This window comes from Kitasatospora sp. NPDC050463 (assembly GCF_040655255.1).
Lineage (GTDB): Bacteria > Actinomycetota > Actinomycetes > Streptomycetales > Streptomycetaceae > Kitasatospora.
Window position 1 is genome coordinate 1 of sequence record NZ_JBFAJO010000098.1, and the last position, 25,412, is coordinate 25,412.

21 protein-coding genes are annotated in these 25,412 nt (G+C 70.6%); 5 read left to right on the forward strand and 16 right to left on the reverse strand.

The genetic code is table 11. The annotated features are described in order from the left end of the window. Nucleotides 1-113 precede the first annotated feature (113 nt). Both AB0J08_RS36670 and AB0J08_RS36675 read left to right on the forward strand, forming a co-directional pair. Entirely contained in the window at nt 114-4,823 is a 4,710-nt protein-coding gene (locus tag AB0J08_RS36670) for an RHS repeat-associated core domain-containing protein (RefSeq protein WP_360642822.1), read from the forward strand. Nucleotides 4,824-5,049: 226 nt separating this feature from the next. Beyond that, a complete protein-coding gene (locus AB0J08_RS36675; RefSeq protein WP_360642825.1) occupies nt 5,050-5,967 on the forward strand; it encodes a hypothetical protein in 918 nt (305 codons plus the stop codon). Here the strand turns inward: AB0J08_RS36675 and AB0J08_RS36680 are convergent. Next, nucleotides 5,955-6,356: a hypothetical protein gene (locus AB0J08_RS36680; protein ID WP_360642828.1), complete on the reverse strand. Its 402-nt coding sequence runs from the start codon at nt 6,354-6,356 to the stop codon at nt 5,955-5,957. The two genes, AB0J08_RS36675 and AB0J08_RS36680, sit on opposite strands and share 13 nt — an antisense overlap. Nucleotides 6,357-6,608: 252 nt before the next feature. On the opposite strand from AB0J08_RS36680, the gene AB0J08_RS36685 reads away from it, so the two are divergent. The 3 genes from AB0J08_RS36685 to AB0J08_RS36695 all read left to right on the forward strand — a co-directional run bounded on the left by AB0J08_RS36685 (nt 6,609) and on the right by AB0J08_RS36695 (nt 8,992). Next, complete coding sequence (locus AB0J08_RS36685) at nt 6,609-6,968, forward strand: hypothetical protein (protein ID WP_360642831.1); 360 nt, start codon at nt 6,609-6,611, stop codon at nt 6,966-6,968. Then, a complete protein-coding gene (locus AB0J08_RS36690; RefSeq protein ID WP_360642833.1) occupies nt 6,965-7,276 on the forward strand; it encodes a hypothetical protein in 312 nt (103 codons plus the stop codon). Before AB0J08_RS36685 ends, AB0J08_RS36690 begins: the two co-directional genes overlap by 4 nt. Nucleotides 7,277-7,360: 84 nt before the next feature. Then, nucleotides 7,361-8,992 carry an ISL3 family transposase gene (locus AB0J08_RS36695; RefSeq protein WP_360642836.1) on the forward strand — a complete coding sequence of 544 codons (1,632 nt, stop codon included), beginning with the start codon at nt 7,361-7,363 and terminating at the stop codon, nt 8,990-8,992. Here AB0J08_RS36695 and AB0J08_RS36700 read toward each other — a convergent pair. The 15 genes from AB0J08_RS36700 to AB0J08_RS36770 form a co-directional block, all read right to left on the reverse strand. Further along, a complete protein-coding gene (locus AB0J08_RS36700; protein ID WP_360642839.1) occupies nt 8,972-10,102 on the reverse strand; it encodes a hypothetical protein in 1,131 nt (376 codons plus the stop codon). The two genes, AB0J08_RS36695 and AB0J08_RS36700, sit on opposite strands and share 21 nt — an antisense overlap. A gap of 131 nt (nt 10,103-10,233) precedes the next feature. Beyond that, the gene (locus AB0J08_RS36705) at nt 10,234-11,829 is read right to left on the reverse strand and encodes a site-specific integrase (RefSeq protein WP_360642842.1); all 1,596 of its coding nucleotides are present in this window, start codon (nt 11,827-11,829) and stop codon (nt 10,234-10,236) included. Nucleotides 11,830-11,950: 121 nt separating this feature from the next. Next, nucleotides 11,951-12,679 carry an HAD family phosphatase gene (locus AB0J08_RS36710; RefSeq protein ID WP_360642845.1) on the reverse strand — a complete coding sequence of 243 codons (729 nt, stop codon included), beginning with the start codon at nt 12,677-12,679 and terminating at the stop codon, nt 11,951-11,953. Nucleotides 12,680-12,701: 22 nt separating this feature from the next. Beyond that, nucleotides 12,702-13,460: a phosphotransferase gene (locus tag AB0J08_RS36715; protein WP_360642848.1), complete on the reverse strand. Its 759-nt coding sequence runs from the start codon at nt 13,458-13,460 to the stop codon at nt 12,702-12,704. Continuing rightward, nucleotides 13,457-14,665: a hypothetical protein gene (locus AB0J08_RS36720; RefSeq protein WP_360642851.1), complete on the reverse strand. Its 1,209-nt coding sequence runs from the start codon at nt 14,663-14,665 to the stop codon at nt 13,457-13,459. The genes AB0J08_RS36715 and AB0J08_RS36720 overlap by 4 nt, the downstream gene beginning before the upstream one ends. Beyond that, nucleotides 14,652-15,689: a hypothetical protein gene (locus AB0J08_RS36725; protein WP_360642854.1), complete on the reverse strand. Its 1,038-nt coding sequence runs from the start codon at nt 15,687-15,689 to the stop codon at nt 14,652-14,654. Before AB0J08_RS36725 ends, AB0J08_RS36720 begins: the two co-directional genes overlap by 14 nt. A 19-nt stretch (nt 15,690-15,708) precedes the next feature. Next, complete coding sequence (locus tag AB0J08_RS36730; RefSeq protein WP_360642856.1) at nt 15,709-16,353, reverse strand: class I SAM-dependent methyltransferase; 645 nt, start codon at nt 16,351-16,353, stop codon at nt 15,709-15,711. After that, nucleotides 16,353-17,459: a hypothetical protein gene (locus tag AB0J08_RS36735; protein ID WP_360642859.1), complete on the reverse strand. Its 1,107-nt coding sequence runs from the start codon at nt 17,457-17,459 to the stop codon at nt 16,353-16,355. Before AB0J08_RS36735 ends, AB0J08_RS36730 begins: the two co-directional genes overlap by 1 nt. After that, a complete protein-coding gene (locus AB0J08_RS36740) occupies nt 17,456-18,475 on the reverse strand; it encodes a monodechloroaminopyrrolnitrin synthase PrnB family protein (RefSeq protein ID WP_360642862.1) in 1,020 nt (339 codons plus the stop codon). The genes AB0J08_RS36735 and AB0J08_RS36740 overlap by 4 nt, the downstream gene beginning before the upstream one ends. A gap of 40 nt (nt 18,476-18,515) precedes the next feature. Further along, complete coding sequence (locus AB0J08_RS36745) at nt 18,516-19,022, reverse strand: NUDIX hydrolase (RefSeq protein ID WP_360642865.1); 507 nt, start codon at nt 19,020-19,022, stop codon at nt 18,516-18,518. A 6-nt stretch (nt 19,023-19,028) separates the two neighbouring features. Further along, entirely contained in the window at nt 19,029-19,895 is an 867-nt protein-coding gene (locus AB0J08_RS36750; protein ID WP_360642868.1) for an aminoglycoside phosphotransferase family protein, read from the reverse strand. Then, nucleotides 19,892-22,246 (reverse strand): pyridoxal-dependent decarboxylase, encoded by a 2,355-nt coding sequence (locus tag AB0J08_RS36755; protein ID WP_360642871.1) that lies wholly within the window; start codon nt 22,244-22,246, stop codon nt 19,892-19,894. Before AB0J08_RS36755 ends, AB0J08_RS36750 begins: the two co-directional genes overlap by 4 nt. 21 nt (nt 22,247-22,267) lie before the next feature. Next, nucleotides 22,268-23,650, reverse strand: coding sequence for a hypothetical protein (locus tag AB0J08_RS36760; protein WP_360642874.1), 1,383 nt, complete (start codon nt 23,648-23,650; stop codon nt 22,268-22,270). Further along, nucleotides 23,647-24,123: a hypothetical protein gene (locus tag AB0J08_RS36765; RefSeq protein WP_360642877.1), complete on the reverse strand. Its 477-nt coding sequence runs from the start codon at nt 24,121-24,123 to the stop codon at nt 23,647-23,649. The genes AB0J08_RS36760 and AB0J08_RS36765 overlap by 4 nt, the downstream gene beginning before the upstream one ends. After that, entirely contained in the window at nt 24,113-25,333 is a 1,221-nt protein-coding gene (locus AB0J08_RS36770) for an amine oxidase (RefSeq protein WP_360642880.1), read from the reverse strand. Before AB0J08_RS36770 ends, AB0J08_RS36765 begins: the two co-directional genes overlap by 11 nt. Nucleotides 25,334-25,412 lie beyond the last annotated feature (79 nt).

Here is a 25,412-nt window from a genome sequence, read left to right on the forward strand (position 1 = left end):
TCCCGCCGAGGCCCGCCACAACGCCACCGCGTCCGACCGGAACTCCGCACTGTACTTCGATGGCCTCGCCATGTAGATCTTCACCTTCCTGGACTGACAAGATCCATTGTCAGGTGTGTCCACACCGCGGGGGTCACCTCAAGACCCAGGGGGCCGGCGGGAACGTCAACCTGCTGCAGAAGAAGCTCGACACGGTCCACGTCGCGAAGGAATCGGACTCCTACCGTGTCGTGCACAAGTCCGGCGATGTGGAGATCCTGACCGGGCCCAAGAACGGGTTCAGCCTCAAGGTGCCCACCGCCTTGCTGACGCCCACCGGTCATTCCCTGGCCCTGACGTGGGATTTCACGACCGGTCCGCAGCCGCGTCTCCTGGGGGTCACGGACGAGACCGACACGCTGCTGACCGTGAACTACGCCGGCAAGAGCAAGGCCACCTTGAACGTGCTGCCCGGGCAGTCCGAGGGCTACAGCGTGGAGCTGCGGTTCCAGAACGGCCTGCTGGCCGGTGTGCAGCACTTCGGCCTCGGCGCGGACGCGCCGCTGGTCTGGGACTTCACCTCCAGCTCCATGGGCCGGCAGGGGGTGTGGGGTTCGTGGATCACCGGGGTGAGCTCGCCGGGCGGGATGTCCGAGACGGCCTACTACCCCCAGGACGGGTCGGGCCACCAGTTCCCGGCCTCCGCCAATCTTCCGGCGCTGCCCCGTGTGACGCGCTACGTCCGGTATCCGGGCGGCGGGCAGCCGCAGATCGAGGTGGACTACAGCTACACCGACCACAACTTCCTCGGTGGCCACTCAGGTGCCGCGTGGGATCCCGACCGGGACAATCTCTACGAGGTGCTGACCAGTTATTCGTATGGCTCCACCGAGTCCCGGACCTGCGACGGCCGGACCACGGAAACGATCCGGAGCTACAACCAGTACCACCTGCAGACCGGCGAGGAAACACGGCAGAACGGATACTCGCGGAAGGTCGAATCCGACTACTACGCGTCGGTCGGCACGCCGTTCGACCGGCAGCCGGCGCAGTTCCAGCTCCCGAGGAGCCGGACGGTCACCTGGACCGACCCCCAGCACAACGCGCGCTCCGAGACCACCGAGACCGCCTTCGACGAAGCGGGCAACCCCCAGAGCCAGGTCGATCCTGACGGCACCCAGACCGAGTGGACCTACTATCCGGCGAGCGGAAGCGGCTCCGACTGCCCGCCAGAGCCCAACGGGTTCACCCGCCTGCTCCGGTCAGTCACCCGCACGCCCCCGAAGACCGGGTTCGACACGCCCGTCCACAAGGTGACGTACGGGTACCACCAGCTCCAGGCCACAGCCGATCCGCGGGTGAGCGCCGCCGTGCTGAAGTCCGGCGAACAGCGCTACGCCGACGGCCGGCTCCTGTCGGCGAGGACGTTCGCCTACAACGCCACGGGAACGGAACTCGGCCGCCTTACCCGCCTGATGGACACCGAGTACCCCAGCGGAGGCAACGGCCCGGCGTACGCCGCCACCCACGACTTCGCCTTCTCGGTGGAACAGGACGCGCTGGTCCAGCGGCACACGCTGACGAGCCACGACGGCCTCACGCTCACGCGGTCGCAGACGCGCTCGCGCTTCACCGGGCGCCTGTTGTCCGCCACCGACCCGAACAGCAACACCGCGACCATGACCTACGACGGTCTCGGCCGCATGATGACCCACACCCGGAACGCCGACGATCCCCAGTACCGGGCGACGGACACCGTCACGTACGAGACGGGCGGCAGCGCCCCGTTCGTCGTCACGTCCACGGACACGGTGGGCAACGTGCTGCGGGAGAGCCTCGACGGCCTCGGCCGGCCGATCCGGTACGAGCGCAAGGACACCGACGGCGACGGCACCTGGTACACCGTCCGGACCCTCGGCTACGACGAGCAGGGCCGCCTGTCGTCGATGACGGAAATGGACCAGATCCGCGGCGGCGGGCCGGTCCAGCTGACCCAGTCCTACACGTACGACGACTGGGGTCAGGTGTCGGTCACGACCTCCGGCGACGGCGCCCGCCACCTCGTCGTGACCGACCCGATCCAGCAGACCACCACCACCCAACTGCTCGACCCCAGTACCCCGGTCACCGGGACACAGGTGACGACGTACAACACACGGCGAGAGCCGGTGAGCGTGGCACGGTTCGACCTGCGGGGCCAGCCCGCGGGGACCAGCGAGCTGCAGCGCGACGGCTGGGGCCGAGTGCGCAGCACGACCGACGAACTGGGCAACACCACGCGCTACGACTACGACGACCGGGGCCGGCCGGCGACCACCACGCTCCCCGACGACACGACGATCACCCGCACCTACGCGCCGTCATCCCCCGCCGCACTGATCGAGGCGATCGCGCTCAACCAGACCTCGTACGGCACACAGAGCTTCGACGGCCTGGGCAGGCTCACCAGCAGCACCTCCGGCGGACGCACCTGGACCCACTGCTACGCCGCGTCCGAAGACCCCCTTCCGGCCTCGGTCACAGCGCCCGACCAGCAGACCACCAGCTACGAGTACATCCCCCAGCTCGACCACGCCCTGGCCCAGGTCCAGGCCGGCGCGATCACCCAGCGGTACACCCGTGACCCGGTCACGGGCTTCCTGACCACCGCCCGCGAGGGCGAGGTCACGATCACCCGGGACCACTACCCCTCGGGCCTGCCGCGCGCCGAGACCACCGCGCTCGCCGGCCAGGGCGCCCGCGGCGCGCAGTGGACCTACACCGCGGGCGGCCTGGCGCAGACCTACACCGGAGTGGACGGCGCCACCGAGACCGTCAGCCGGGACACGTTCGGCCGGGTCACCCGGATCGAGGACCCGGCCACCCAGGTGACGCTGACCTACGACAGCGCCGGCCGCCCGACCCGGTGGACGGCCGAGGACAAGCAGTCCCAGCACACGCTGACGACGGCGCTGGACCTGGACGACTTCGGCCGCGAGGTGAAACGCGCGGTCACCGACAGCCAGGGCACCACGTGGACGCTGACACAAAGCTGGCAGCAGAACGGTCTCCTCAGCAGCAGGACCCTCACGCGCGGAGAAAAGACGCTGCGGGACGAAACCTTCTCCTACAGCAGCCGCAACCAACTCCTCACCTACATCTGCACCGGAGACTCGCCCCCCGAGGACGAGCGCGGCAACCCCGTCACCCGGCAGACCTTCACGTACGACGCCTACGGCAACGTCACCCGCTGCGACAGCACCTTCGCCGCCGGGTCGGACACGGCGACCTACCTGTACGGGAACCGGGCCGACCCCTGCCAGCTGACCGGCATCCGCCACACCCACGCCTCCTTCCCCGCCACGACCGACCTGCGCTACGACCTCGCCGGGCGCCTGATCACCGACGACGCCGGGCGCGCCCTCACCTACGACGCCCTGGGCCGTCTGCGGTCGGTGGGCGCGGCAGCCGGCTACGGATACGACCCGCTGGACCGGCTGCTGACCCAGACGACGGACGGGACCACCAGCACGCTGTACTACCGCCAGGGGCAGCTCGCCACCGTGATCGCCGGCGACCGGACGACGCGGCTCCTGCTGCTCGGCCCGCAGTGCGTGGCCCAGCACCGCACCGCGGCGGGCCAGGACGAGAACCTGCTGCTGGGCACGGACGCCAAGGGCACCGTGCTGGTGTCGACCGCAGGTCACAACCCGCAGGAGTACGCCTACACCGCCTACGGCGCCCGCCCGGTCGGGGAGACGGGCAGCGTCCTCGGCTACGACGGCCAGCGGACCGACCCGGCCACCGGCTTTTCCCACCTCGGCAACGGCTACCGCGCCTACCACCCCGCCCTCATGCGGTTCAACGCCCCCGACTCCCTCAGCCCCTTCGGCGCGGGCGGCATCAACCCGTACGCCTACTGCGCCGGCGACCCCGTCAACCGGACCGACCCCACCGGGCACCTCAGCTGGATGGCGTGGCTGGGCATCGGGATGGGTGTGCTCGGCGTGGGCCTGGCCGTGTTCACCGCCGGCGCCTCCATCGCGGCGGCCGGCGGCGTCATGGCCGCCTTGGGCGCCGCCTCCACCGTCGAACTCGCCGTCGGCGCGGTGGGCGTCGTCTCCGACGTCACTTCCATCGCCAGCGGGGCACTGGAAGAGGCATCCCCCAAGGCATCCTCGATCCTCGGATGGGTCTCCCTCGGCACCGGCCTGGCCGGTGCGGGAATCGGCACCGCCGCCGCACGAGGCTCCTCCCGACTGGCCGCACAGGGAACGGCGGAGGCCGCACAGGGCGCTCAGGCCACCGAGGACATCGCCTCGGAAACCCGCACCTACAGCTTCACCGAGCACTATCCGGCGCAGAAGGACAACCTGGTCATGTCCGGAAACGGCGGCCGGCGCGGGATGGGCCGGGGGCGTGCACCCCGGCCTGCGAGGCAACGCCCTGCGTGGCCCATGCCCACCCGGGACGCGCCAGCTGACCGGCGGATGTATCACTACACGAACGCGCAGGGACAGCAGGGAATCATCGACAGTGGCACGCTGAACGCATCGACCGTGAACCGCCATGCGCGGTACGGCCATGGGCAGTATCTGACGGACCACGCGCAAGGAGGCATCGTCGAGGACGCCGAGAAGGGCGTCGACTGGCGCGTCTCCAAGGACGAGGCCGACAGGGCGACCTCACGGATCCTCGTGCAAAACCCCCATGAGGGCGCCCGGTTCAGCCACTGGCTGGAGATCGACGTACGCGGTTTGGAAGGCCTTCGCGTTGCCGCGGATCGGCCGCAGGTGTTCCTGATGCCCAATGAGGGTCCCCTGGACCTGACGGGCCGCATCAGGGGCTGGTGGGCTCCGCTGTGACATCACGTGTGACGGGAACGGCGCCTCGACGGCGAGCCCGGGAATTGCGGGTGTGACGGGAGTAGTCCGGATTTCCGGTCGCCGGGCATCGCGCACCCTGCACCATCTCGTACGAACGAAGGGGACGGTAATGACAACGTGGACGGGTGTGTCGCAGCTCTCGGTGACGCTCACGAGTGGCGATCAGAACTGCGAAATCTACGCGAACGGGCAGAACAGGATCGGCGTGACGATCAGCATCACGCCGACCGACGAGTGCGGAGATCTCATCGAGGTCGACCCCGGGCACCTGGTCGCCAATCTGTGGCTCATCGACTACGTCGACGAGTCGAAGCTCCACTGGAACGGCCAGTCGGGCTGGTCCTACACGGACACCGAGAACGAGTTCACCGGCATCCCCGGCGGAGCGGGCGAGCGTGCCGAAGTCGCGACCGGAGACAGCGGAACCCAGCACGTCACGTTCTACGTCTATTGCTCACCCGGAGTGAGCCGAAAGGCGATCGGCGTCCTGGTCAGGACCGACTCGGAGGACGGTGACACCTTCAGCAGTTCCCAGGACGGGGCGTACAACAGCAAGGTCACGCTCAACCCCCGGGCGGCCGTCACGTACACGAAGGACAACATCAGCTGGGATTACTCGCGCACGTCGACCGAGGAAGAGAACAACACGCGGTTCGTGACGACTCGAGCCTGGAACTACTACCTGTCCCTGAAGGAGCCGGACAACTACTTCGTCACCTTCCGGGTGCACGGCCACTTCAGTGATTCCGGCTACGACGGTCTCTTCTCGGCCCACATCCCTGCCGACAATGATCGCGGGAACTTCTACGGCGGCTATGCCTGGTATAGCGAGCCGCACAACTACAGCACCGGGCAGATCGTCAATTTCCCCGACGGGAACCACTGGTGGGACACCGCGAAGATCTACGACAGGTCATATCCAGAGCAGTACCTGTGCTTCACATGGGTGCATTCCACCACCGGCGGCGACGGATGGCACATCCCCAACGGGCCGGTGACCAACTGGCACGTCTACTACACCCCGAGGATTGTCGCGTGGGACAGGTACGGCAACACGGGCACGTTCTGGGTGGACGGGAACGAGATCACCAAGGGGCTCAACCTCACCGACTACCAGCCGTAGTCACAGGGCGAACGCACAACCCGTGCAGCGTGCGTCCGCACGTGAGTTGACGGCCGGTTGGGCGCGATCACACGCCGTCGGCGAGTTGCCGGCGGCTTCATCTCGCGGGGCGAAGGATGCCTTCGGGATCGGCGCTGCATCGTGGTGCTGTCGGCGACGAAGACCACGCTGAGCTCCTCGTCCGACCTCAGCGCCGTGAGGACTGCTTCAGGCGTCGCCCCGACCCAGGCCGGGTCGTCGACCAGGTGGACATCGGCCTCATACTCGCTGCCAGACCCCCACGGCCGAGAAACCTTCGCCACCATCGCCCACCATGCCGTCTCATCGTCGTAGTCGGTTCTGATGATCAGAGCAGCGAATTCATCGCGTCCGACGATCTCCGGCAACACGTGCTCGTTCCTCCTTTCCTCGGCCCCTGTGGTCAGGGGCCTGACTGTTTCACGTGGCTCGGACACCGTCTTCGCCCACCTCCGAGGGCAGACGCGCCGCACCTGATTCGAAGACGGTCCACCACTCGGCCGGCCCATCACTCCGGCGAGGGATGGCGCAACACCTGTTGCACCGGATAGCGTCCTCAGCATTGCTGCTGAGCTGCATCGATTCACCTCGAATCCTCACGCAACGCGGATCTGCCCCAGAGAATGCGCGAGCTGGCCGGCCGCCAGGGCGAGGAGGAGCACGGCCGGCTGCTGGAGCGGGTGGCCGAGGCGATCGTCCAGGCCAGCAGCCGCGAGATCATCCCCGGCAGCGACGGCCTGCTGACCGAGGAGCTGCGCTACACGCTGGCGGCGGACGGGTTGCTCGGCGCCTCGCACACCACCGGCACCCTGCCCGAGCTCCACCCCGGCGAGCGGATGCCGCTGATCGCCGTCTGCGCGATCGCCGCCGCCTTCCCGGCCTGCGTGCTCGGCGACCTGCCCCGCGAACTCGAGGTGCTCGCCGCCGAGCTCGAGGCCGCCACCGACGCCGGCCGGACCGCCGAGGCGCCAGCAGCCGGATGAGCAGCGCCACCCGGCGCGGGCTCGCCCCGGGTGCCGGGCGGGTGCTGTCCGCCACCATCCGACCGCCCTGCACCCCGCTGCCGTGGTCGCCCGCCGCCCTCGACGCCGAGCTGCACGCCGCCCTGGCCGCTTTCGACGCTGCGGCCGCTCCGTGGCGCGAGGCCTTCGAGGACCTGGACGAAGACGTCCTCGCCGAGGCCGCCGCCGAAGCCCGGGCATTCCGCGCCGACCCGGCGGCCGCTGTCGACGAGCTGGCATTGTTCACGGGATTGGGTTCTGGCTCAACTTCCGTGGTCTATGCACGGTGAGTGACGAATCGGCGGTGTGGTCGTCGCCGGAAGTTGCCTGAAAATCGCCAGCGGCCGGGCCGCGGTGGTCGACAGTGCGGGACCGTGGACGATCTGGTGCCCCGCTTGGAGGGGCTGTTGTTTCCGTCAGTCGAGGGTGTCGCGGTGCTGTCGGTCGACGTGGACGTCGAGTCGGTGGACGTGAGGGTCAAGTCCTCGGCGGCGGGTTACAACTGCCCGGGGTGCGGGGGCTGGTCGACTCGGGTGCACAGCTGTTACCTGCGGTTTCCCGTCGATGGGCCGGTCGGCGGGAGACGGGTGCGGCTGAGTCTGCGGGTGCGGCGCTTCGTGTGCGTCAGCTCGTCGTACGGGAGGCGGACCTTCGTCGAGCAGATCGCGGGGTTGACCCGGCGCCACGGCCGGTGGACCGAACGGCTGCGGGTGGCCCTCGCCTCGGTCGGTCTGGCGATGGCCGGACGGGCCGGTGCCCGGCTCGCCGGAGTCTTCGGCGTGTCGGTGAGCCGGAGCACGGTGCTGCGGATGGTCGGGGAACTCCCCGATCCGGACCCGCCGAGCCCGCGGGTGGTGGGCGTCGACGAGTACGCAACGCGCAAGGGACGTGCTTACGGGACGGTACTGGTCGACGCCGAGACCCGCCGGCCCGTGGACCTGTTGCCCGACCGGGAGGCATCGAGCCTGGCGGCCTGGCTGGCCCAGCGGCCTGGCATCGAGGTCGTCTGCCGCGACCGCGCACCGTTCTTCGCCGAGGGCGCCACCGCCGGAGCGCCGCAGGCCGTCCAGGTCGCGGACCGCTGGCACCTGTGGCACAACCTCAGCGAAGCGGCCGAGCGGGCCGTCGCCCGCCACCGGCAGTGCCTCCACGCGGTAACTCCAGCTCCAAGTCCGGCCGTTATCGCCGAACCCGTACTTCAGGAGGAGAACACGGATCAGCCCTGGCCGACGGGCTTCCGCTTCGCCGACCGCACCCGGGCCCGGCATGCCGCGGTGCACGCCCTGCTGGCCGCGGGCCACAGCCAGCGTGCCGTCCAACGGCAGCTCGGGATGACCTGGCGAACGGTCAAGCTCCTGGCCGAAACAGCAAACCCGGAGGATCTCTTCCGGGGCCAGTGGCAGGGCCGGCCGTCCGTCCTCGACGAGTACAAGCCCTACCTCGACGACCGCTGGGACGAGGGCTGCACCAACGCTTGGAAACTCTGGGAGGAGATCGTCCCGCTCGGCTACAAGGGCAGCTACCAGCGCGTCAGCGCCTACTTGCGGCGGAAGCGAACCTCCCCGCGGCCCGTGACCGCGCAACCGCCATCGCCCCGCACCGTCGCCGGCTGGATTCTCCGACGGCCCACGTCGCTGTCCGAGGCCGAACAGCTTCAGCTCAAGACCGTCATGGCCCACTGCCCCGAGCTCGACGCCCTGACCCGGCACGTCCGCTCCTTCGCCGTCATGCTGACGGAACGCCAGGGTGAACGGCTTCCGCAGTGGCTCGATGCGGTCCGCCAGGACGACTTGCCCAGCCTCCATACCCTCGCCGCAGGCATCGATCGCGACCGCGCGGCCGTCATCGCAGGGCTCACCCTCCCCTGGAGCTCCGGCGTCGTAGAAGGACACGTCAACCGCATCATTATGTGGAATCTGATCTGTCAAGCCCGTACGGTCCGGTGCACGCAATATCAGGGTGCGAGTTGCAGTTACGTCGTTGGCTCATCGAGCCTGTGGCGTTGACAGACGTCGTCCGAGGGCGACCATGTGGCGCATGACCGGAATCGGGATGAGAGGGTTGTGGGCAGCGTATTCGGCGCTGTGGGCGTCGAGAAGGAGTCTCACGAGCGCATCCGGCAGCAGGGACGGGTTCATCCAGGCCCGTCGGCGCACACCCTGGTCCGGATCGGTGGTGAGCCGTCGCAGCGAGTCCGACGAGAGCCGGCGGTCCTCGCTGGCGGCCATGCGAACGAGCGGGTCTGCGTCCAGACTCAGATGCTCGATCAGAGCGTCCGTGGCAGTGCGGTCGTGGAGTGCGAGTGCCCGTAGGCGTGGGTTCGGGTCGGTTGCGTAGCGAAGCAGGCCCTCGCGCGGAAAGTTCGGGTGGCTGCGCGGCCGTCCCGGGAAGGAGAGGCTGCCGTCCCACCAGGATGCGACCTCCAGGAGCATCTCTGGCGGGGCATCGTCACAGGATTCGGCGAGAAACAGTCGCACAACGCGGTCCTCATCGCGAGCGAGCAAGGCAGCCACATCCCCGGGCAGGTGTGCAGCTCGCGCAACGCTACGACGCACAAGCAGTTTCGGTGAAGCCGCGAGTTGGCGCATGGCTTCGGCGTCTTCGTGGAGGGCACCGATCCACCACAACGCGGTCGTCTGGCCATCCGGATCGATATCGGGTACCTCAGCCGCCGCAGCCGCGATCTCACCGGGGGTCGCAGGCGGTGTGGCATCGGGGTGCGGAGCGCGTCCGATGCCACGACCGCCGCGCGAGAGCCGTCGTGCTGCCAGACTTTCGCCTGCGAACTCGATCAGCAGCTCTCGCTCGCGCGGACTCTGCGCGGTGGCGATCAGCCGCTCCCACTGATCCTCGGAAAGGTGGCCGCATTCGGCGGCGGTGGCGCGTACACGCCTCGCAGTGTGGACGACCGCCGCGTCCAGAACGTCAGCTGGCAGATCCTCGCGCCACAAGAGACCGGGCTCGTCAGCGTCCAGGAGGTCAAGGAGCACGTCAACAGGTGCCGCACGGTTGAAGCCAAGCCCGGACAGCCACGAGAGCCCCACTCTACGCTCGACGTCACTGGTTGAAGCGAGCATGCGCCAGGCGTCGGGCGCGTCGACGATAGTCTCTGTCACCGGGGAAGGCTAACGCCCGTGCGGTTCCTCCAGCGCGGCCGAGTCGGCGGCGCCGGAGGGCGCCGTCAGTTCCGGTGGAGCACATCGACGATCGGCAAGGGCTTCACGATCATTCTGTGGAATCAGATTTGTCAAGCTTGTGGTGCTTTGCCCTGCCGGACGGCGACGATTGGTAGGAGGGTCACGTTCGCTGGGACGTCCAGCTGTTGGCGCGTCGGTCCGGCCGGGGTGGGGATGTCGGCGAGTCGGTCCAGGAGTCGATCGAGGGCAGCCTGGCCGTCATCGACGGCGGCCTGCTCATCCTCGCTCAGGGGGATCATTGCCCGCATCTTCTGCAAGTTGCTCTTCGCTTCAAGGAGTTGGGCCTTGCTGGAGTTCTTCGGCGTGTAGAAGTCACAGCGCGCGCATGCCATGCGGTGCGGGCACTGCTCGAAGAAGGTGTAGGTGCAGTAGCCGTGCCCGAGGTCGTAGTGCTGCCAGGGTTCGCCGGCCGCGGCGGCGCCGGAGGTGACCGCGTCGCGGTCGACCAGGACCTCGATCGTGCGGACGTTGCGGGAGAAGTACCCCGCGTCGTCATAGGCTCGGGTCAGCGTGGTCGGGCTGATCTTCGTGTAGAACTGGGTGGACTGGGGCGAGCGATGGCCTAGCCAGGCTTGCAGCTCGAACAGCGTCATCGGCTCCTTCGCGTTGTAGAGCTGGCTGGCGATCGTCGAGCGGGCCCGGTGGCTGGTGATGTTCCCGCGCACGTCGGCGGCGGGGACGCCGGCCTTGCGGCAGAGCATCGGGATGACGGTGTTGTTGATGTAGGCGGAGGAGACCTTCCGGGCCCGGAAGGCGAACAGCTGGTCCACCAACTCGCCGGTGCGTCGGTCGATGAACTTCGGCTGGTCGGGACGGATCGCCTGCCACGCTTCGAGAGCCTGGCCGAGGATCGGATCGACTGGCTTGGTGAACGCGGTGCCGGTCTTGTGGGTCGGCACGTCCAGCAGGCAGACGGCGTCACGGGCCAAGACCTGCTTCGAGTCACCCGCGATGGTGGTCCCGTCGTGCTGCCAGCGGATGCAGCCCACCCGCAGCCGGGCGATCTCGTCACTTCTCTGACCGGAGAACAGCCAGGTCAGGGTGACCGCCCTGACCAGTTCGAGCGGGTAGAAGTTCCCGGACTGGGTCTGCGGCAGATCGTCCTCCTGCAGGTTCAGCCCCGCCCACATCAGCTTCGCCCATATCTCGTCGGCGATCACGCGCGGGTCCGGACCGAGCAACGCGCTGACGCTTCGCGGGGTGGCCAGCGCGCGCTGGGGATCGAAGCGTCTGGGCATCCATTCCCACTCCTGGCAGTCCCGGAAGAACGTCCGCACCGCGCTGAGCTGGGTCGCCTTCGTGGGGGCCTCCAGCGGCTTGCCGATGCGGTCCTCCAGACCGACGGTCCGCTGGACGTAGTCGCCAACCTTCATGCGGTCCAGCGCGGCGATCCAGGCAGCGCAGGTCTGGCGCGTCCAGCTCGCCGGGCCGTCGGCCTCGGGATGCTCGGCCTCCAGCCACCTCCCGACCTTGAACAAGGTCGAGCGGATGCTGCCGCGGACGCGGGGCGTGAGTGTGGAGGTGTCGTACCAGCGCTCCACCCACCGAGCCCACTCCTGTGCTCCGCCGGTCGCCCGCGCCGAGTGGCGCCCGGTCATGCGCCGGGGCGGCTCGCAGTAGCCCAGCTCGGCGACGGCCCGCTGCATAGCGTGCAGGGTGTTCAGCCGCAGGTCGGGAAGAAGCCGTTCGCCGCGTATTCGCTCGAACAGTTCGGTGGTCAGCTCCTCGAGGTGCGGGCTTCGGTTGGGGCCTGGTGGCCGATACGGCTCAGTTGTTGCGGAAGCAGCGGACGTCGACGGCGCGCATGCCGGCGGCGTGGGCAGCTTGCATGCCTTCGGGAGAGTCTTCGTAGACCAGGCAGCGTGAGGGTTCGACGCCGAGGCGGTTGGCTGCCAGAAGGAACAGGCCCGGGTCGGGCTTTCCCCGCGGGACGTCCTCGCCGGTGACGATGTCCTCGAACAGCGGCCGGAGGCCTGTGGCGTCGAGGCCGGCGTGGACGGCTCGGCGTGCGCCGCCCGAGGCGATGGCCAGGGGAACTCGGCCGTGCAGGGACCCGGCGATCCGGACCACGGCCCTGTAGGTCCGCAAGTCCGCGATCTCGCCGAGGATGATCTCCAGGCAGAGGGCGACAATCTCGTCGACCGGCACCGCGGTACCGGCCGCTACGGCGAGTTCGTTGATCAGCTCCGCGCCGGACGTGCCGATCCGAGCCGTGTAGAACGACTCGTCCATGGTGAGATCCCAGTGGGCACAGGCAGCTGACAGGCCCCGGAAGTTGAGCGGGTGGCTGTCGACGAGGGTTCCGTCCCAGTCGAAGAGGACCGCTTCGTAGCGGCCGAGGTCTGCGGGCGGAGTCCCGTGGTCGCAGGTTCCCGGCGAGGGGCAGTCATTGTCCGGCGACACGGTCGTGGAGAGTGCCTCGTGCGTGGCGTCTCCGGCCGACTGTTGACGGCTGGCGGGTGTGCTGGTGTGGTTGCGGCGGGGATGCGTCTGCATGTGGGCCTCACAGTCGGCATTGTCAGGTGGTGTTGGCGGCAAGGTCGCGCGCGTGGCGTTGGGCCGCGGCAGGGTCGGGCGGGCTCGCGGTGACCGCGGACATGAGGCGGCCGAGCAGATGAACTGACCGGTAGGCGGCCAGGTTCTCCGCGGAGTGCGGGATGCCGTGGTCGGCGAGGATGCGGATCAGGCGGGCGGGGCGGATGCCGAGGGCGTGGCCGGTTCGCGCGTAGTCGAGGCCTGGGTCGCCGTAGATCGCGAGCTCCCAGTCGAGGCCTGCGGTCTCGGTGGTGTTGAGCAGGAAGTTGCCGGGCTCGGGATCGTTGTGCAGGAGGTGAGGTGCGGCCGGTTCGGGCAGGGGGGAGTTCGCGAGCACCTCGGCGGTGCCGGCGGCGTCGTGGAGTCCGTGGCGGGCGAGCGCGTCCTGGTAGGAGACCAGGCGCGCCCGCAGATATTCTCCCCAGCTCGCCACGGACGGGTCGCTGAGTCGGCCGAAGCCGGGACCGGTGAGCTGGTGGACGGTCTGCAGGTAGGTGATGACGTGCCGTGCCGCCTCCTCGCCGATTCCCGCCGTCAATCCGTGAAGCCTTCGCAGGACCAGGAGTTGGCGGCCTCGGACGTGGGCGGCCCCGAGAACGGTCGGGGCCGGTATCCGGGCTTCGGCGAGCCGTTGCAGAGCGGCCTTCTCCGTGTATGCGCGCCAGGGTTCGCGGTAGATCTTGATCACCGCGCCGGGCAGTCGGAAGAGTCGGTTGGTCGGCGGGATCGCGGCGCCGCTCATGTCCGTGGCGTCTGGTCGTCAAGGGTGGCGCGCAAGGCCGCGGTGACGGCGGCGTACGGGGTGCGAGTGCCGAAGCTCAGGCTCAGCGCGGGCCGTCCGGCGAGCACGTCGAGGGCACGGGCTCCGTTGCCGGCCAGGTCTTCGGCGCTTCCGGTCCGGATCCCGAGCCAGTCGTGGACGTAGACGTCGTCGCCCGGCGACATGCACTGGGCGGCCAGCAGCTGCCGCGCCGCGCCGGGTCGCGCTGGTTGGAGGTGGAGCTCTTCGGAGTCCTGGACGATCCGGGGAAAGACGACGAGCTCCACCGTCGTGGTCGGCGCCAGCGGGGTGCCGGTGCGCTCGTGCCATTCGGCGGGCAGGATGTGCAGCTTGCTGGCACCGTGGAAGGTCTGCCAGTCGGTGTCCGTGGCGGGCTTGGGACGGGTGAGGTCCCACTGGCGGGCGTCATCGAAGCCGAGGGCTTGCAGGGTGCCGCCGTTGAGCCGGATCGGACCCGGCATCGCGACCGCCCGGGGTTCGACGCCCGACGATGTGGTGATCATGGTGCGGTCGTTGGAGAGAAACGCACCGTTCTCGGCTGCGGCCAGCGCGAGGGCGAGGCTGGACTTGCCGGCACCGGAGTCGCCGACGATGAGGACGCCGCGTCCGTCGAGGGTGGCACCCGAGGCGTGCAGACAGACCCAGCCGTCGTCCTCGGCCCGGCGGTAGCCGATCTCCCGCAGGTGCCGGGCGACGTTCATCGTCGCGTCGGCGCCGTCGCACGTGATCACGGTGTAGCCATCCGGGTGACGGACTATGACCTGCGGGGCGATACCCGCGTCCGTCAGTAACACCGGGCCGGCGGGCATCTGGTGCCATGCCGCAGGAGCGTGGACGTGCATCAGCACGTGGCGCGGGGAGCCAGCGGCCTGTCTGCGGACGCGCTCGGCGAGTGCGGTGACGTGGGCCTGCGGCAGGGCGAGGCAGCGCATCGTCATCGCAGGGCCGGCGGTCTCGGCCGGGCCGGGGTTCCACAGTGCGCTGGCGGGAGTGAACAGGCGCCGTACGTAGGCCGTTGCCGCACTGGTCGACGCGAGCACATCGACGGTCAGGCCGCTGAGTCGGACGGTGGTCTTCTCGCCGCACCACGGGTCGAGGGCGGTGGCCTCGACGTTGCCGTCGAGGAGGGCTTCGACTGCGGGTACGGCCTGGTCACTGGCGGGCATCGGCGTCTCCGGCTGCGAGGAAGTGTTCGATCTTGCTCTGGCCGTTGCGGGTGTGCGGGATGTGGTGGGCCGTGAGCACGGCGGCGACGCGGTCGGCGGTCTCGGCCACGGCCTGCTCGATGCGGGCGGCGGAGGCCGTGACGGGGGCGGCGGTGAAGCAGGCCCCGTATTCGATCTCGACCTGCTGGAGGGCGCCGGGATGCGGGGCGAGGGTGGTGGTGTCCACGGTGACGGTGGACCAGTGGCCGTCCCGGTCCGTCGGCGAGGGCAGGTCCCAGGTGGTCCGGTTGAGCTCGCCGGCGTGGACGAGGTCCGGGTGGCCGAGGGCTTCGGCGACCAGGGCAAGGGCGTGTTCGCGAGTGTCGGCGGGACGGATGCTCTTGTGGAGTCGGCCGTCTCTGAGGACCTTGGTTTTGGCCCACCAGGTCCCGTCGGGGCGTGGGGTCAGCGCGGCGTACTCGCGACGGCCGCCGCCGGGCGGCAGGTAGAGGTCCGAGCGCAGGATCCGCCGGTGGACGGTCGGGCCGAAGACCGGCACGCCGGTGGCCGGCAGGTGGTCGCGCAGGAGTCGGGCGACGACGAGCGGGTTGACCGGGCCGGTGAGGGTGATCTTCGCCTCCGCCTCCGGGCCTTCGGAGGAGCGCTGGCCCGGGCGCGGGACGGGGAAGTTGACCAGCGCGCTCCGCTGGACGACTTCAGCGGCCCACGAGGCGAGTTCGGCGGGATCGATGCCGGGCGGCGTGGTGCGGAGGAAGCGTGCCAGGATGGCGACGTCCGGGCGCCACTGCACCGTGGCGAAGAAGGTGGCCTCGCCGGCCGCCTGGTCAAGGTGGCAGGCCCACAGCGGAACGCGGACCGATCCGGCGGCGCACTTCAGCTGCCCGCCGTCGGGGCGGCGCCAGTCGAGGTCACGCAGCTTGTGTTCGGCGAGAACGAGGGCGGGCCCGGGCGCGGGGTCGGCGAGCTGGGTGAAGGCGACGTCCCGGTCGGTGGGAGTGTCGGTGGTGGCTGCGACGAGGAGCACGGTGATTCCTTCCGCGCGGCTATGGCCGGGTGAGCGTGGCGCGCCACACGGAGCGCTGCCCGGGGTCGCCCGGGCTGAGGTACTGCACGGCCGGCCCGCGCGGGGACAGGCCCGCGGCGCGGATCAGGGCGAGCAGGTCAGCGGGGTCCAGGAGCGTCATGTGCTGGCCGTTGGGCAGGGCGTACACGTCGTCGGCGAGCGCTTCCAGGCACGGGTCGAGGTGGGCGGCGGTGAAGGTGTTCAGCGAGAGCGTTCCGCCGGAGGCGAGGACGCGGTGCAGCTCTCGCAGAGCGTCGGCGAGGTCCTGGCGGTGGTGGAGGTTGTGCAGGACGCCGTGGCAGACGACGAGGTGGGCCTGCCGGTCGGCGAGCGGAAGGCTGGTGACGTTCGCTTCGGCGAAGGCGGTCCGTGGCCCGGCGTGCTGCTTGCGGGCCTGCTCCAGCATGCCCGGGTGGAGGTCGACGGCCAGGACCCGGTATCCGGCTGCGAGGAGGGCGGGCAGGTTACGGCCGGCTCCGCAGCCGGCGTCCAGGGCCATGGCGCCGTCGGGCGCCGGTGAGGCGAGGAGTTCGGTCAGGTAGGCGGGCGGGGCGAGAGCGGTGAACGTGGCGACGGTGGCCTGGTCGTTCCAGTAGGCGCCGGTGCGGGCAGGGCGTTCTCGCATCACCGCACGCCCTGGCTGCTGAGGGTGTAGCCGGTGTTGAGGGGGCGGCAGCGCAGAGTGTCCAGGCCCGCGTCGGCGAACGCCAGCTCGCACGCCTCGGGGGTGCGGGTGAGAGCGGCGAAGGTGGGGCCGACCGATGAGAGGGTGAGGACTTCGGCGAGGCGGTCGGTGAAGATGTGTTCGACCTTCTCTCCGGTGGCCAGCAGGTCCGGGTGGGAGAACGCGCAGTTGGCGAGGCTTCCCATACGGAAGCGGTAGTCGAACAGCAGGCTGCCCAGCGGGCGGAGGTCGCCGTCGGCCAGGGCGGGCCAGGCTTCGTGCAGGAGCCGGTAGGCGATCTCGGGGCCGTAGGTGCGGCCGGTCGCGGTGAAGGCGTCGAAGTGGGCGGCTTCGGCGGCCAGGCTCGCCCGCGCGTCCCAGATCACCGGGTCGTTCGGCATGCCGAGCACGATGTGGATGTCCTCGGGCAGGCCGGCTTGCAGGAGCGGTACGTGGGATCCGGCGATGACCTGGGCCGCGCCGGGTATGAGTCCGGCGGCGGCGGAGCCTCCCAGGCACTGGACCGGCAGGAGGCGGTGGTCCTCGCCGTCGATCTCCTCGCCGTGGTTGAGGGCGAGGAACTTGACGAGCCGTCGGGGTGTGACGGGTCGGCCGTAAAGCTCGTTGACGGCTGCGGCCACGGCGGCGATCTGGCCGCTGCTGGATCCCAGGCCCAGGTGTGCGGGCAACTCGGGGGCGGTGACCCGCACGCGCAGGCGTTCGCGGATGCCCAGCGCCGAACGCATCAGCAGGGCGGCGTGCCGGGCCAGGACGGGATGGTCGCAGTCCGGGGCGGTCTGCACGGCGGGGCCGTCCTCGACGATGTCGATCTCGACGTCGCGTGTCAGGTCGCAGGCGAAGAGGAGTTCGCCCGCGAGGTAGGCCCCCTGACTGGGGACGATCTTGCTGGAGTCCAGGGCCATGGCGTTGATCCGGCTCGGGTAGGCCAGCCGGACCCGCGTGGTGACGGGCTCGGGCGGCACGGCCGGGGCGTCGGCGAGCGCGGAGCGTTGGGCGCCGAGTGGGAACGGCGGGAAGTCGGTGTCGATGGAGGAGGCGGTGCTCACACGGGACTCCCAGGGTTGAGGAGGGCGCGGGCGCTTTCGGTGACGGCCAGCAGTTGGTCGAGCGCGGCGGCGGTGTAGCCGCCGCTGCCGAGCGAGCCGTCGTCGCGCACGGCCATGTTGGCGCGGGCGAGTTGGCGGTGCGGGAGGCGGAACCGCAGCAGGTCGCCGATCAGCAGGGCGGCGGCGGGCCGCAGGTGCGGGTGCTGCTGGGCGAGGCGGGCGAGTCCCGGCGCGTGGCGCGCCTTTTCGATGTGGGCGCGGTGGTGCGGGGGCAGGTAGAGGGTGTTGTCGTCCAGGTACTGCTCGTACCAGGAGGCGAGTTCGCCGGTTGCCGCCTGGCTCAGCAGCATGACGTCGAGGACGAGCAAGGGCATCTGGGCGCCGCCGGGCGCGTAGTAGGTGTGCCCGGCGATGTCCAGCGGCGGGTAGTACGGCCGTAGTTGGCCGGTGAAGTACTGCGGCGTCAGGGTGCGCTTGACGGTCAGAAGGTGGGCGGCGAAGGCTTGGAGGCGCTGGTGGACGAGGTCGGCAAGGGTGTCGGCGGCGTGCTGGTCGCCGGCCTCGGCCAGTTGGGTGCCGTGGATGATGGCGGCGTCGAGGGCGTGGCTGGCTGTGGTGACCTCGTCGATGAACAGGTGCTCGCCGGGGGTGTCGGTGAAGGAGCGCCGCCGGGGCCCGCGGGGGTTGCGGGTGGCGTAGGAGTAGACGCTCTCGCGGGGGACCTCGTCGGCGACGGCGCCGAGGTGGAGCAAGGCCGCCTCGACGCTGCGGGGCGGGACGGGCCGGCCGGTGTGGCGGGCGAGGGAGGCGGCGAGCATTCCGAGGTCCCGCAACGCCGCCCGGGCGGGGGCGGCGTCGCGGATCCGACCGGCGTGCTGGGAGAGCCTCATGGCCCGGGTGCGGAGCCAGGCGGTGTCGGCCGCGATGTTGGCCTGGGGAAGGGCCCGCATCACCGGGTCTGCGCCGAGCGGGTCGAGCGCGGCTATGGACGAGTCGAGGTCGCGGGTGAGCGTCATGGGTTCTCCCAGCTGCCCGGGGCGAGTTGCCCCGGGCAGGTCAGTCGGCGGGCTGGTCGTCGCGGTAGGACCACACGCGGTCGGCGGAGGAGCCGTCGAGGTAGTCCAGCAGGGGTTCGATCTCGGGGCGGGAGGCGGTGGAGGAGGCCAGGACCTTCTTGGCCTCGTCCAGCGGCAGCAGGACGGCGCCGGTGACCTTGCCGTCCGGGTCGTGGACGGCGATCTCCCCGTCCCAGTCGGTGCAGTCGAAGGTCAGGACCACCGTGGAGGGGTAGCGGGCGGTCGTGGTGTTGACGAGGTAGGCCAGCGGGCCGACCGTCGTCAGGCGCAGGCCGGTCTCTTCGAGGACTTCGCGGATGAGGGCCTCGCCGAGGAGTTCGCCGCGTTCGACTCCGCCGCCGGGGATGGACCACATCTCCTGGCCGTGGCGCTGTTCCTGGACGAGGACGATCTTGTCGCCGCGTCGCAGCAGGGCTGCGACGACCTGGACGCCGGGGCCGACGACCGGTGCGGGGGCCGGGGTGGTGGTGGGCTTGGTCGCGGTCATTGGTGCTTACTCCAGTTCGTCGCGCAGGGCCGCTGTGCACCCGGGGATCTGGGTGGGGTCGCGGCCGTGCCAGTACAGGAAGTACGAGAGGTGGATGACAAGGCGGTGGAAGGCGAGGCGCTGCTCGAACCTCGGGTCTGCCGGCCGGCCCCGCTGCTGCCAGTAGGCGTCCAGCAGCAGTCGGCGGTCCTCGGGTGAGGTGAGGCACCAGCGGTCGATCTTGACGAAGTCGCTGGCGTCTTCCGCCGTGGTGGCGTGGTCGAAGTCGAGCAGGGCGATCTGGCCGCCGGGTCGGATGAGGATGTTATCGGGGTGAATGTCCTGATGGGTATTCACCATCAACTGCTCGCCGAGCCGTTCGGCCAGCAGGGTGCCGCGCCGACGGGCGGCCTCCGCGAGGTCGTCGGGTATCAGCGCGTGCCGGTCGGCCTGGCTGAGGAGGTCGGAGAGCTGGCGGGTGCGGGAGACCGGTGTCGCGGCGGCGGCGACCTGTTCGGTGTGCAGGAGGGCGATCTGTTGGCCGAGGGCGGGCCACAGGGCCGGGTCGACGGCGTCGGCCTCGCGGGCTTCGGCGAACGTCCGGCCCTCGATCCATTCCTGGAGCAGGTAGGGGCCGAGGTCCCGGTCGTGGCCGACATCGAGGACGCGCGGGACGGCGACGCCGCGCGCTGCGGCGTCGGTCATGGCGTCGGCCATCCGCCGAAGGTGCGGTTCGCCCTCGCGGTGGTTGACCTTGAGAAGGTAGGAGCGGCCGGAACCGGACAGGTGCCAGCAGGTGTTGAAGCGGCCCTGGGGCAGCGGCCGTGCGCTGAGGGTTCCGGTGCCGGGGATGAGGCGGCTGGCGGCGGCGTGGTCGAGGACGGGTGTGGTCATCGGCGGGCTCCCGCGACGACGAGGTCGGCAGGCAGACCATCGCGAGTGAACACCTCGTGGACGCTCTCGGCGAAGTCGATGACCTGCTCGATGCTGAGGCGGGCCGGGTCCTGGACGTCCAGACGGGGCAGGGCGTCGTGCAGACGCCGACCGAGGTCCCAGGGGGCGGCCAGTTCGATGGCGTCGGTGCGGGGCTCGGCCAGCGGGGTGAGGGCCAGGTGCACGCCGGTGTCGGTGAGGCGGCCGTCGACGGTGCACAGTCCGGCGGTGGCGGAGCGGGCCGCCAGCACGGTGCCGACGGGGGTGGGGGCGAGGAGTTCGGGCAGGTAGGCGGCGCCGGTCCAGGCCCGGCCGGCTTCGATGTCCACTTCGGTGTCGAAGAAGCGGTTGGGGAAGCGGTGGAACTGTTCGCGGCGCAGGTGTGGGCGGCGAGGCAGCAGCACATCGGCGTTGTGCCGGGCGGTGACCACGGTGGGCGGTGCGGCGCCGTCGGCGAGGCGGACGGTGATCTCGGCGGAGGTGTCGATGGAGAAGGAGTAGTCGTCGCTGCGGGGGCGACGGAACCCTGCCGCGTGCTTGCCGATCTTGGCCGTGATCGCGTCGGGGAAGACCTGCAGTTCGTCGGCGCCGCGGGTGCCCAGGGCCTTGTACTCGGCGGAGCGGAACGTCCCGTCGGACTCGAAGTTCAACAGGACGCGCAAGGTGCCGGGCAGCAGGATCGTGGCGTGGATCGCGCCGACCAGGGACAGCTGCTGCTGGTGGCGGTCGAGGACTTCCAGGAAGTAGTGGTCGGTGCGGACCCCGAGGAGCTCGTTGGCGAACGGGGCCTTCAGATCGGGGGCGTAGACCCACAGTGGGCCGCCGGCCCGCGCCCGGCCGAAGGGCGTGTCCTGGATCTGCTCGTCGGTGGCCCTGCGCTGGGTGAAGGTGTGGAAGGAGTACCCCGGGACGCCGGGGTCGCGCCGGTCTTCGGGGTGGACGACAAAGTGACGGAAGCAGTCGGTGTGGGTGCGGATGTCGGCGACCACCTCGGAGGTGATGCTCCGACCCGTCCCGTCGGCGGACCCGGCGGCGCGGGCCGCCGCGCAGGCGTCGGCCAGGTGCCCGGCGAACGCGGTGATCTGCTCGTCCGTCAAGGAGGCAGAGGCGTAGAAGTGGTAGAAGAGGCGCCGCTCGCCCTCCTTATCAGGGTCGGGCAGAGTGAGGGGGACGAGCCGGTGACGCTCGCACAGTTCGGGCGGCAGCTGTCCCCCCGGGTGGCTGAAGGCGGCCGAGACAACGGGCGCGTTCGGGGCGGGCAGCAGCCGGGCGTCAGGGTCGGCGGCGCGGATCGCGGCGGCAAGCTGGTCTCGGCGCTCCAGGCAACGGACGGCGATGCTGGTGTAGCCGGTGCGGCCCAGGGTGTGCAGGGTGGCCCACAGAGCTGCCGCGGTGGCGCCGGGGCGTGAGCCGAGGACGGTCTCGTCCGGGATGCGGGTGTGCGGGTCGATGCGGGTGACATGTTCGAGCAGACCCTTGCGTACGAGCAGGGCACCGCAGGCGTACGGCATCAGGCCGGCCTTGTGCGGGTCGACGGCCATGGAGTGCACGCCGGGGTTGCGGAAGTCGAAGGGCAGATCGGGCGCGGTGAAGGGGAAGACGAAGCCTCCGTGGGCGGCGTCGACGTGCAGGAAGAATCGGACCTGGTCGGGGTGCTGGAAGGCGAGGTCGCGAAGTTGGGCGGCGATGGCGTCGACGGGGTCGGCGAAGCCGCTGTTGTAGTACCCGGCGGTCGCCACCACGATGATCCCGGTGACGCCTTCGGTGATGGCGCCGGCGGCGGCTTGGCGGACCTGGTCGGGGGTCAGGGTCCAGGTGGGTCCGGCGGGCAGGCGTACCAGGTCGAGGTCGAGGATCTCGGCGGCCTTGGCGACCGAGGCGTGGCACAGGTCCGAGGTGATCACGCGCGTCCGGTGGCCCGCGGTTCGCAGCAGGTTGCGGGCGATGCGCAGGGCGGCGAGGGTGGCCTCGCTGGCGCCGCTGGTCAGGTGCCCGTCGAGGGCTCCGGCGCGGTAGAGGCCGGCGAGGGCGGCCAGGGCTTCCTTCTCCAGGCGGCGGGTGCCGGTCTTGCCCTCGCCGAAGCGGGTGTGGACGCCGACGTTGTTGGTGTTGAGCGCCGACCAGTCGCCGAGCGTGCGCACGGCCTGCGGGTGCGGGGCGGCCATGGCGAAGCCGAGCCGGGTCTGCTGGGGGTCGTCCCAGGCCGGTATCTCGGCGCGGGCGCGGGCGAGGTGCTGGTCGATGGACTCGGGGGTCCAGCCGGTGTCGGGGAAGTCGGTGGGCACGGCCCAGCCGGTGTCGAGATCGCCCATGGAAGGGGTGCTCCTCACAGCTCAGTGGGCGATCTCGCCCAGGTGCTCGGTCTTGGTGAAGCGCAGGTCGCGGCCGGTCAGCTGGGCGGCGCTCGCGCGCAGGGCGAGAAGCCACGGGCCGAGCGCGCTGACCGCGGGCTGCACCAGGGCGGTGGCGACGGCCGGGGCGGGTGCGGGCTGCTGCCAGGCGGTGTCGGTCTTGCCGGGTGAGCGGAAGTCCTCCAGGAGCCGGCCGCGCAGCCGGTAGGCGACGGCCGGCTCGATGATCCCGGCGAGCAGGGCGGCTGCGGCCAGTGGCCGGTGTTCGCGCCTGGCCGCCAGGTGGGCGGCGGCGGCCGTCATGACGACCGGTCCCAGCGCCCAGGCGGCGCCGTCGGCCAGGGCGCGGGCGGCCAGCAGTCGCTGTCCGGTGCGCGAGAGGCGGGTGGGCCGGGCGGCGGCGAAGCGGTAGTCGTGGCGGGTGGCGGCGTTGGCGAAGGCGACGCTGCTGAACGCGCGGGCCATGCTCGCCACGCTCTGGTACGGCTCGACGATGTTGACCGAGGGCAGCACCTCGATCGGCTCGCCGGCCATGCTCAGGCGGTGGCCGACCGCGAGGTCGTCGTGCGGTTCCTGGAAGAACCCGATGTCCTCGATCTTGTCTCGGCGCACGATCAGCCCGGAGCCCACCCCGTAGACCATCGGCCGTGCGAGCGCGGCCAGCAGGGCGCCGCGCCAGCCGGGCGCACACCAGTGGGCCACCTTGATCCGGCGGTACTCGATGCCGACCGTGCGGCGGAAGGCCGCCAGATCCTGGCCGGACATCACGGCCGAGCGCCGCCCACCGGAGCCGGCGGGGAACGCGGGCAGCATCGGCTGCTGGATCATCGCGGGCCGGCCGGTCGCGGCCTGCGCGAAGTGGGCGCGCAGGCGCGCGTCGGGGACGGCGTCGGCGTCGAAGACCGCGATGTAGTCGTCCCCGGTCGGCGGGAACAGCTTGTCCAGCGCGGCGAGCGCGTGGTTGAGCTGGGAGGCCCGCCGTCCCTGTCCCGGGTAGGACACGACGTGGAACGCCTGGCGTCCCAGCAGGTCGTTGTGGGTCTTCGCCAGGTCCCGGCACAGCTGATCGGTGGTCTGCTGCCCTTCGGGGGTCTCGGCCGCCTCCCGCTCGGCGGTGACGACCACGATCTGCAGCTGCGGCCACTCGGCGGCGAGATCGGCGAAGTGCGCGAGCGAGCGGGGCATCACCGCCTGCTCGCGCAGCGCGGGGACGATGACCGTCAGAGCGGGCGCCTGTTCGGTCGGCGTGTGCTCGGCGCGGGCGGCCTCAGCCCCCATGGAGCGCCAGGACAGGGCCATGGACGCGGTGACGTAGACGGATCGGGCGGTATAGGCGGCGACGAGCAGTCGGCTGGCACGGATCACGGTGTCTCCTGTTCTGCGATGCCCAGTTCGCGCAGGCACCGGTCGGCGTCCTCGAAGTAGCGGGGGCGTGCTTGCGGGCGGCGGGTCAGGATGCGGGACCGTGCGGTGGCCGGTGCCCAGCCCTGCCCGAGCAGGATCGCGTAGGTGGCGGCCGGTGAGCGGTTGACCCCGGCCGCGCAGTGGCAGTACAGCCGGGCCCCGTCCTCGCGCAAGGCGAGCTCGGCGAAGGCCAGGCAGGCGGCGTACCAGTCGGCGCCGCGCGAGGCGCCGTCGTCCTCGGTGGGCGCCGAGTGCCACACCAGGTCGCGGCAGGTGGCGGCCGGCGGCGGTGCCGGGCGCGGTGTCCGGCAGTCCAGCACGTGCGTGACGCCCAGGGCGAGGAGCTCGCTGACAGCGGCGGCGCTGTCCGGTGCGGCGCCGAGCAGCAGGCGCCCGGTCACGGCGTGGGCGTCCAGGACGAGTTCACCGGGCACGGCCGGCTCCTGCGGTGGCGCGGGCGGGTGCGGTGTAGATCCGCTCAGGCGTTCCGTTGACGATCCGCCGGGCGATGTCCTGGCCCATGGTGACGGCGTGGTCCATGTTGCCGATCTCGTAGCGCCAGGTGCCGAACCGGCCGCGGGAGTAGATCCGGTGCTCATCCAGCCACGGCTGGATGAGTGCGAGCGCCGCGTCCCTGCCGACGGTCGGCACGGGGTAGGCATACGGGATCAGCTCCACGTGTCCGCTGACTCGCTCCGCAGACTCGGGGACGAGGCCGCAGCGGCGGAGGGCCGCGTCGCACTCCTCGACCAGGCCCGCCCGGTCCAGCAGCCTGCCCGGAGGTAGGGAGGTCTCCGTCATCCAGGCCGAATACCGGCCGGGGTCGGCGCCGGGGACGTTGGCCGGCGCGTACGCGGAGAAGTTCGTCGCGCGGTAGAACGGCGCCTCGCTTCCCGGGAAGTACAGCCACGAGCGCCGGTCGGTGGTCGGCGCGCGGTAGCCGAGGCCGACCATCGCGACGGTGGTGTGGCGCAGGGCGCTCGCCGCCTGCCGTACGTCGTCGGGCGTCCCGGCGGTCATCGCGATCAGCTGGTCGAGCGCCCCGGTGGCGACCAGCCGTCCGTAGGAGATGAGGGCGCCGTCGGCCGTCAGCAGGGTGCGCGAGGCCGGGTCGATGTGGACGACGGCCTTGCTGGTGCGGACATCTCCGTTCAGCTGGTCGGCGAGCCGTCGCCAGATCGCGCCGGTCCCGCCCGAGGCGGGGAACGCGAACTCGGCGTTCGGGCCCCACGGTTGGACGATGGAGGGACCGGCGTCCAGTGCTCTCCGTAGCGCGTCGGTGTCGCAGGGGGCGATCCGCTCGGCGATCCACGAGGCGGACATATCGGCCAGGTCGGTGGCCCAGATCTTGCGGTTATAGGGGCCGAAGAACTCCTCCACCAGGCCGGGTCCGTAGGTCCCCTCCAGCCACGAGGCGAAGTCCGCCTCGGCCGGGGCTCGGCCGCGGGCCTGGGCGGCGGCGAGATCGTCCAGGCACTCTCGGGCACGGGCTGCGGGCAGGTGGTGCAGGTGCTGCTGAAACGGGTACGGCACCCAGCTCTCGCCGTGCCGGACGAACGAGGAGCGGTCGTGGTGCAGCAGCTCCGCCGGCGCGAACAGCTCGGCCATCAGCTCGTCGAAACTCCGCAGCTTAGTGGTCGACACTCGAAGTCCTTCGGGGGTTGACTGCAGAGTCGGTGTGGTGCCTGGTGTCCTGACTTGCCGGATCGCCACTGCGTTTTTC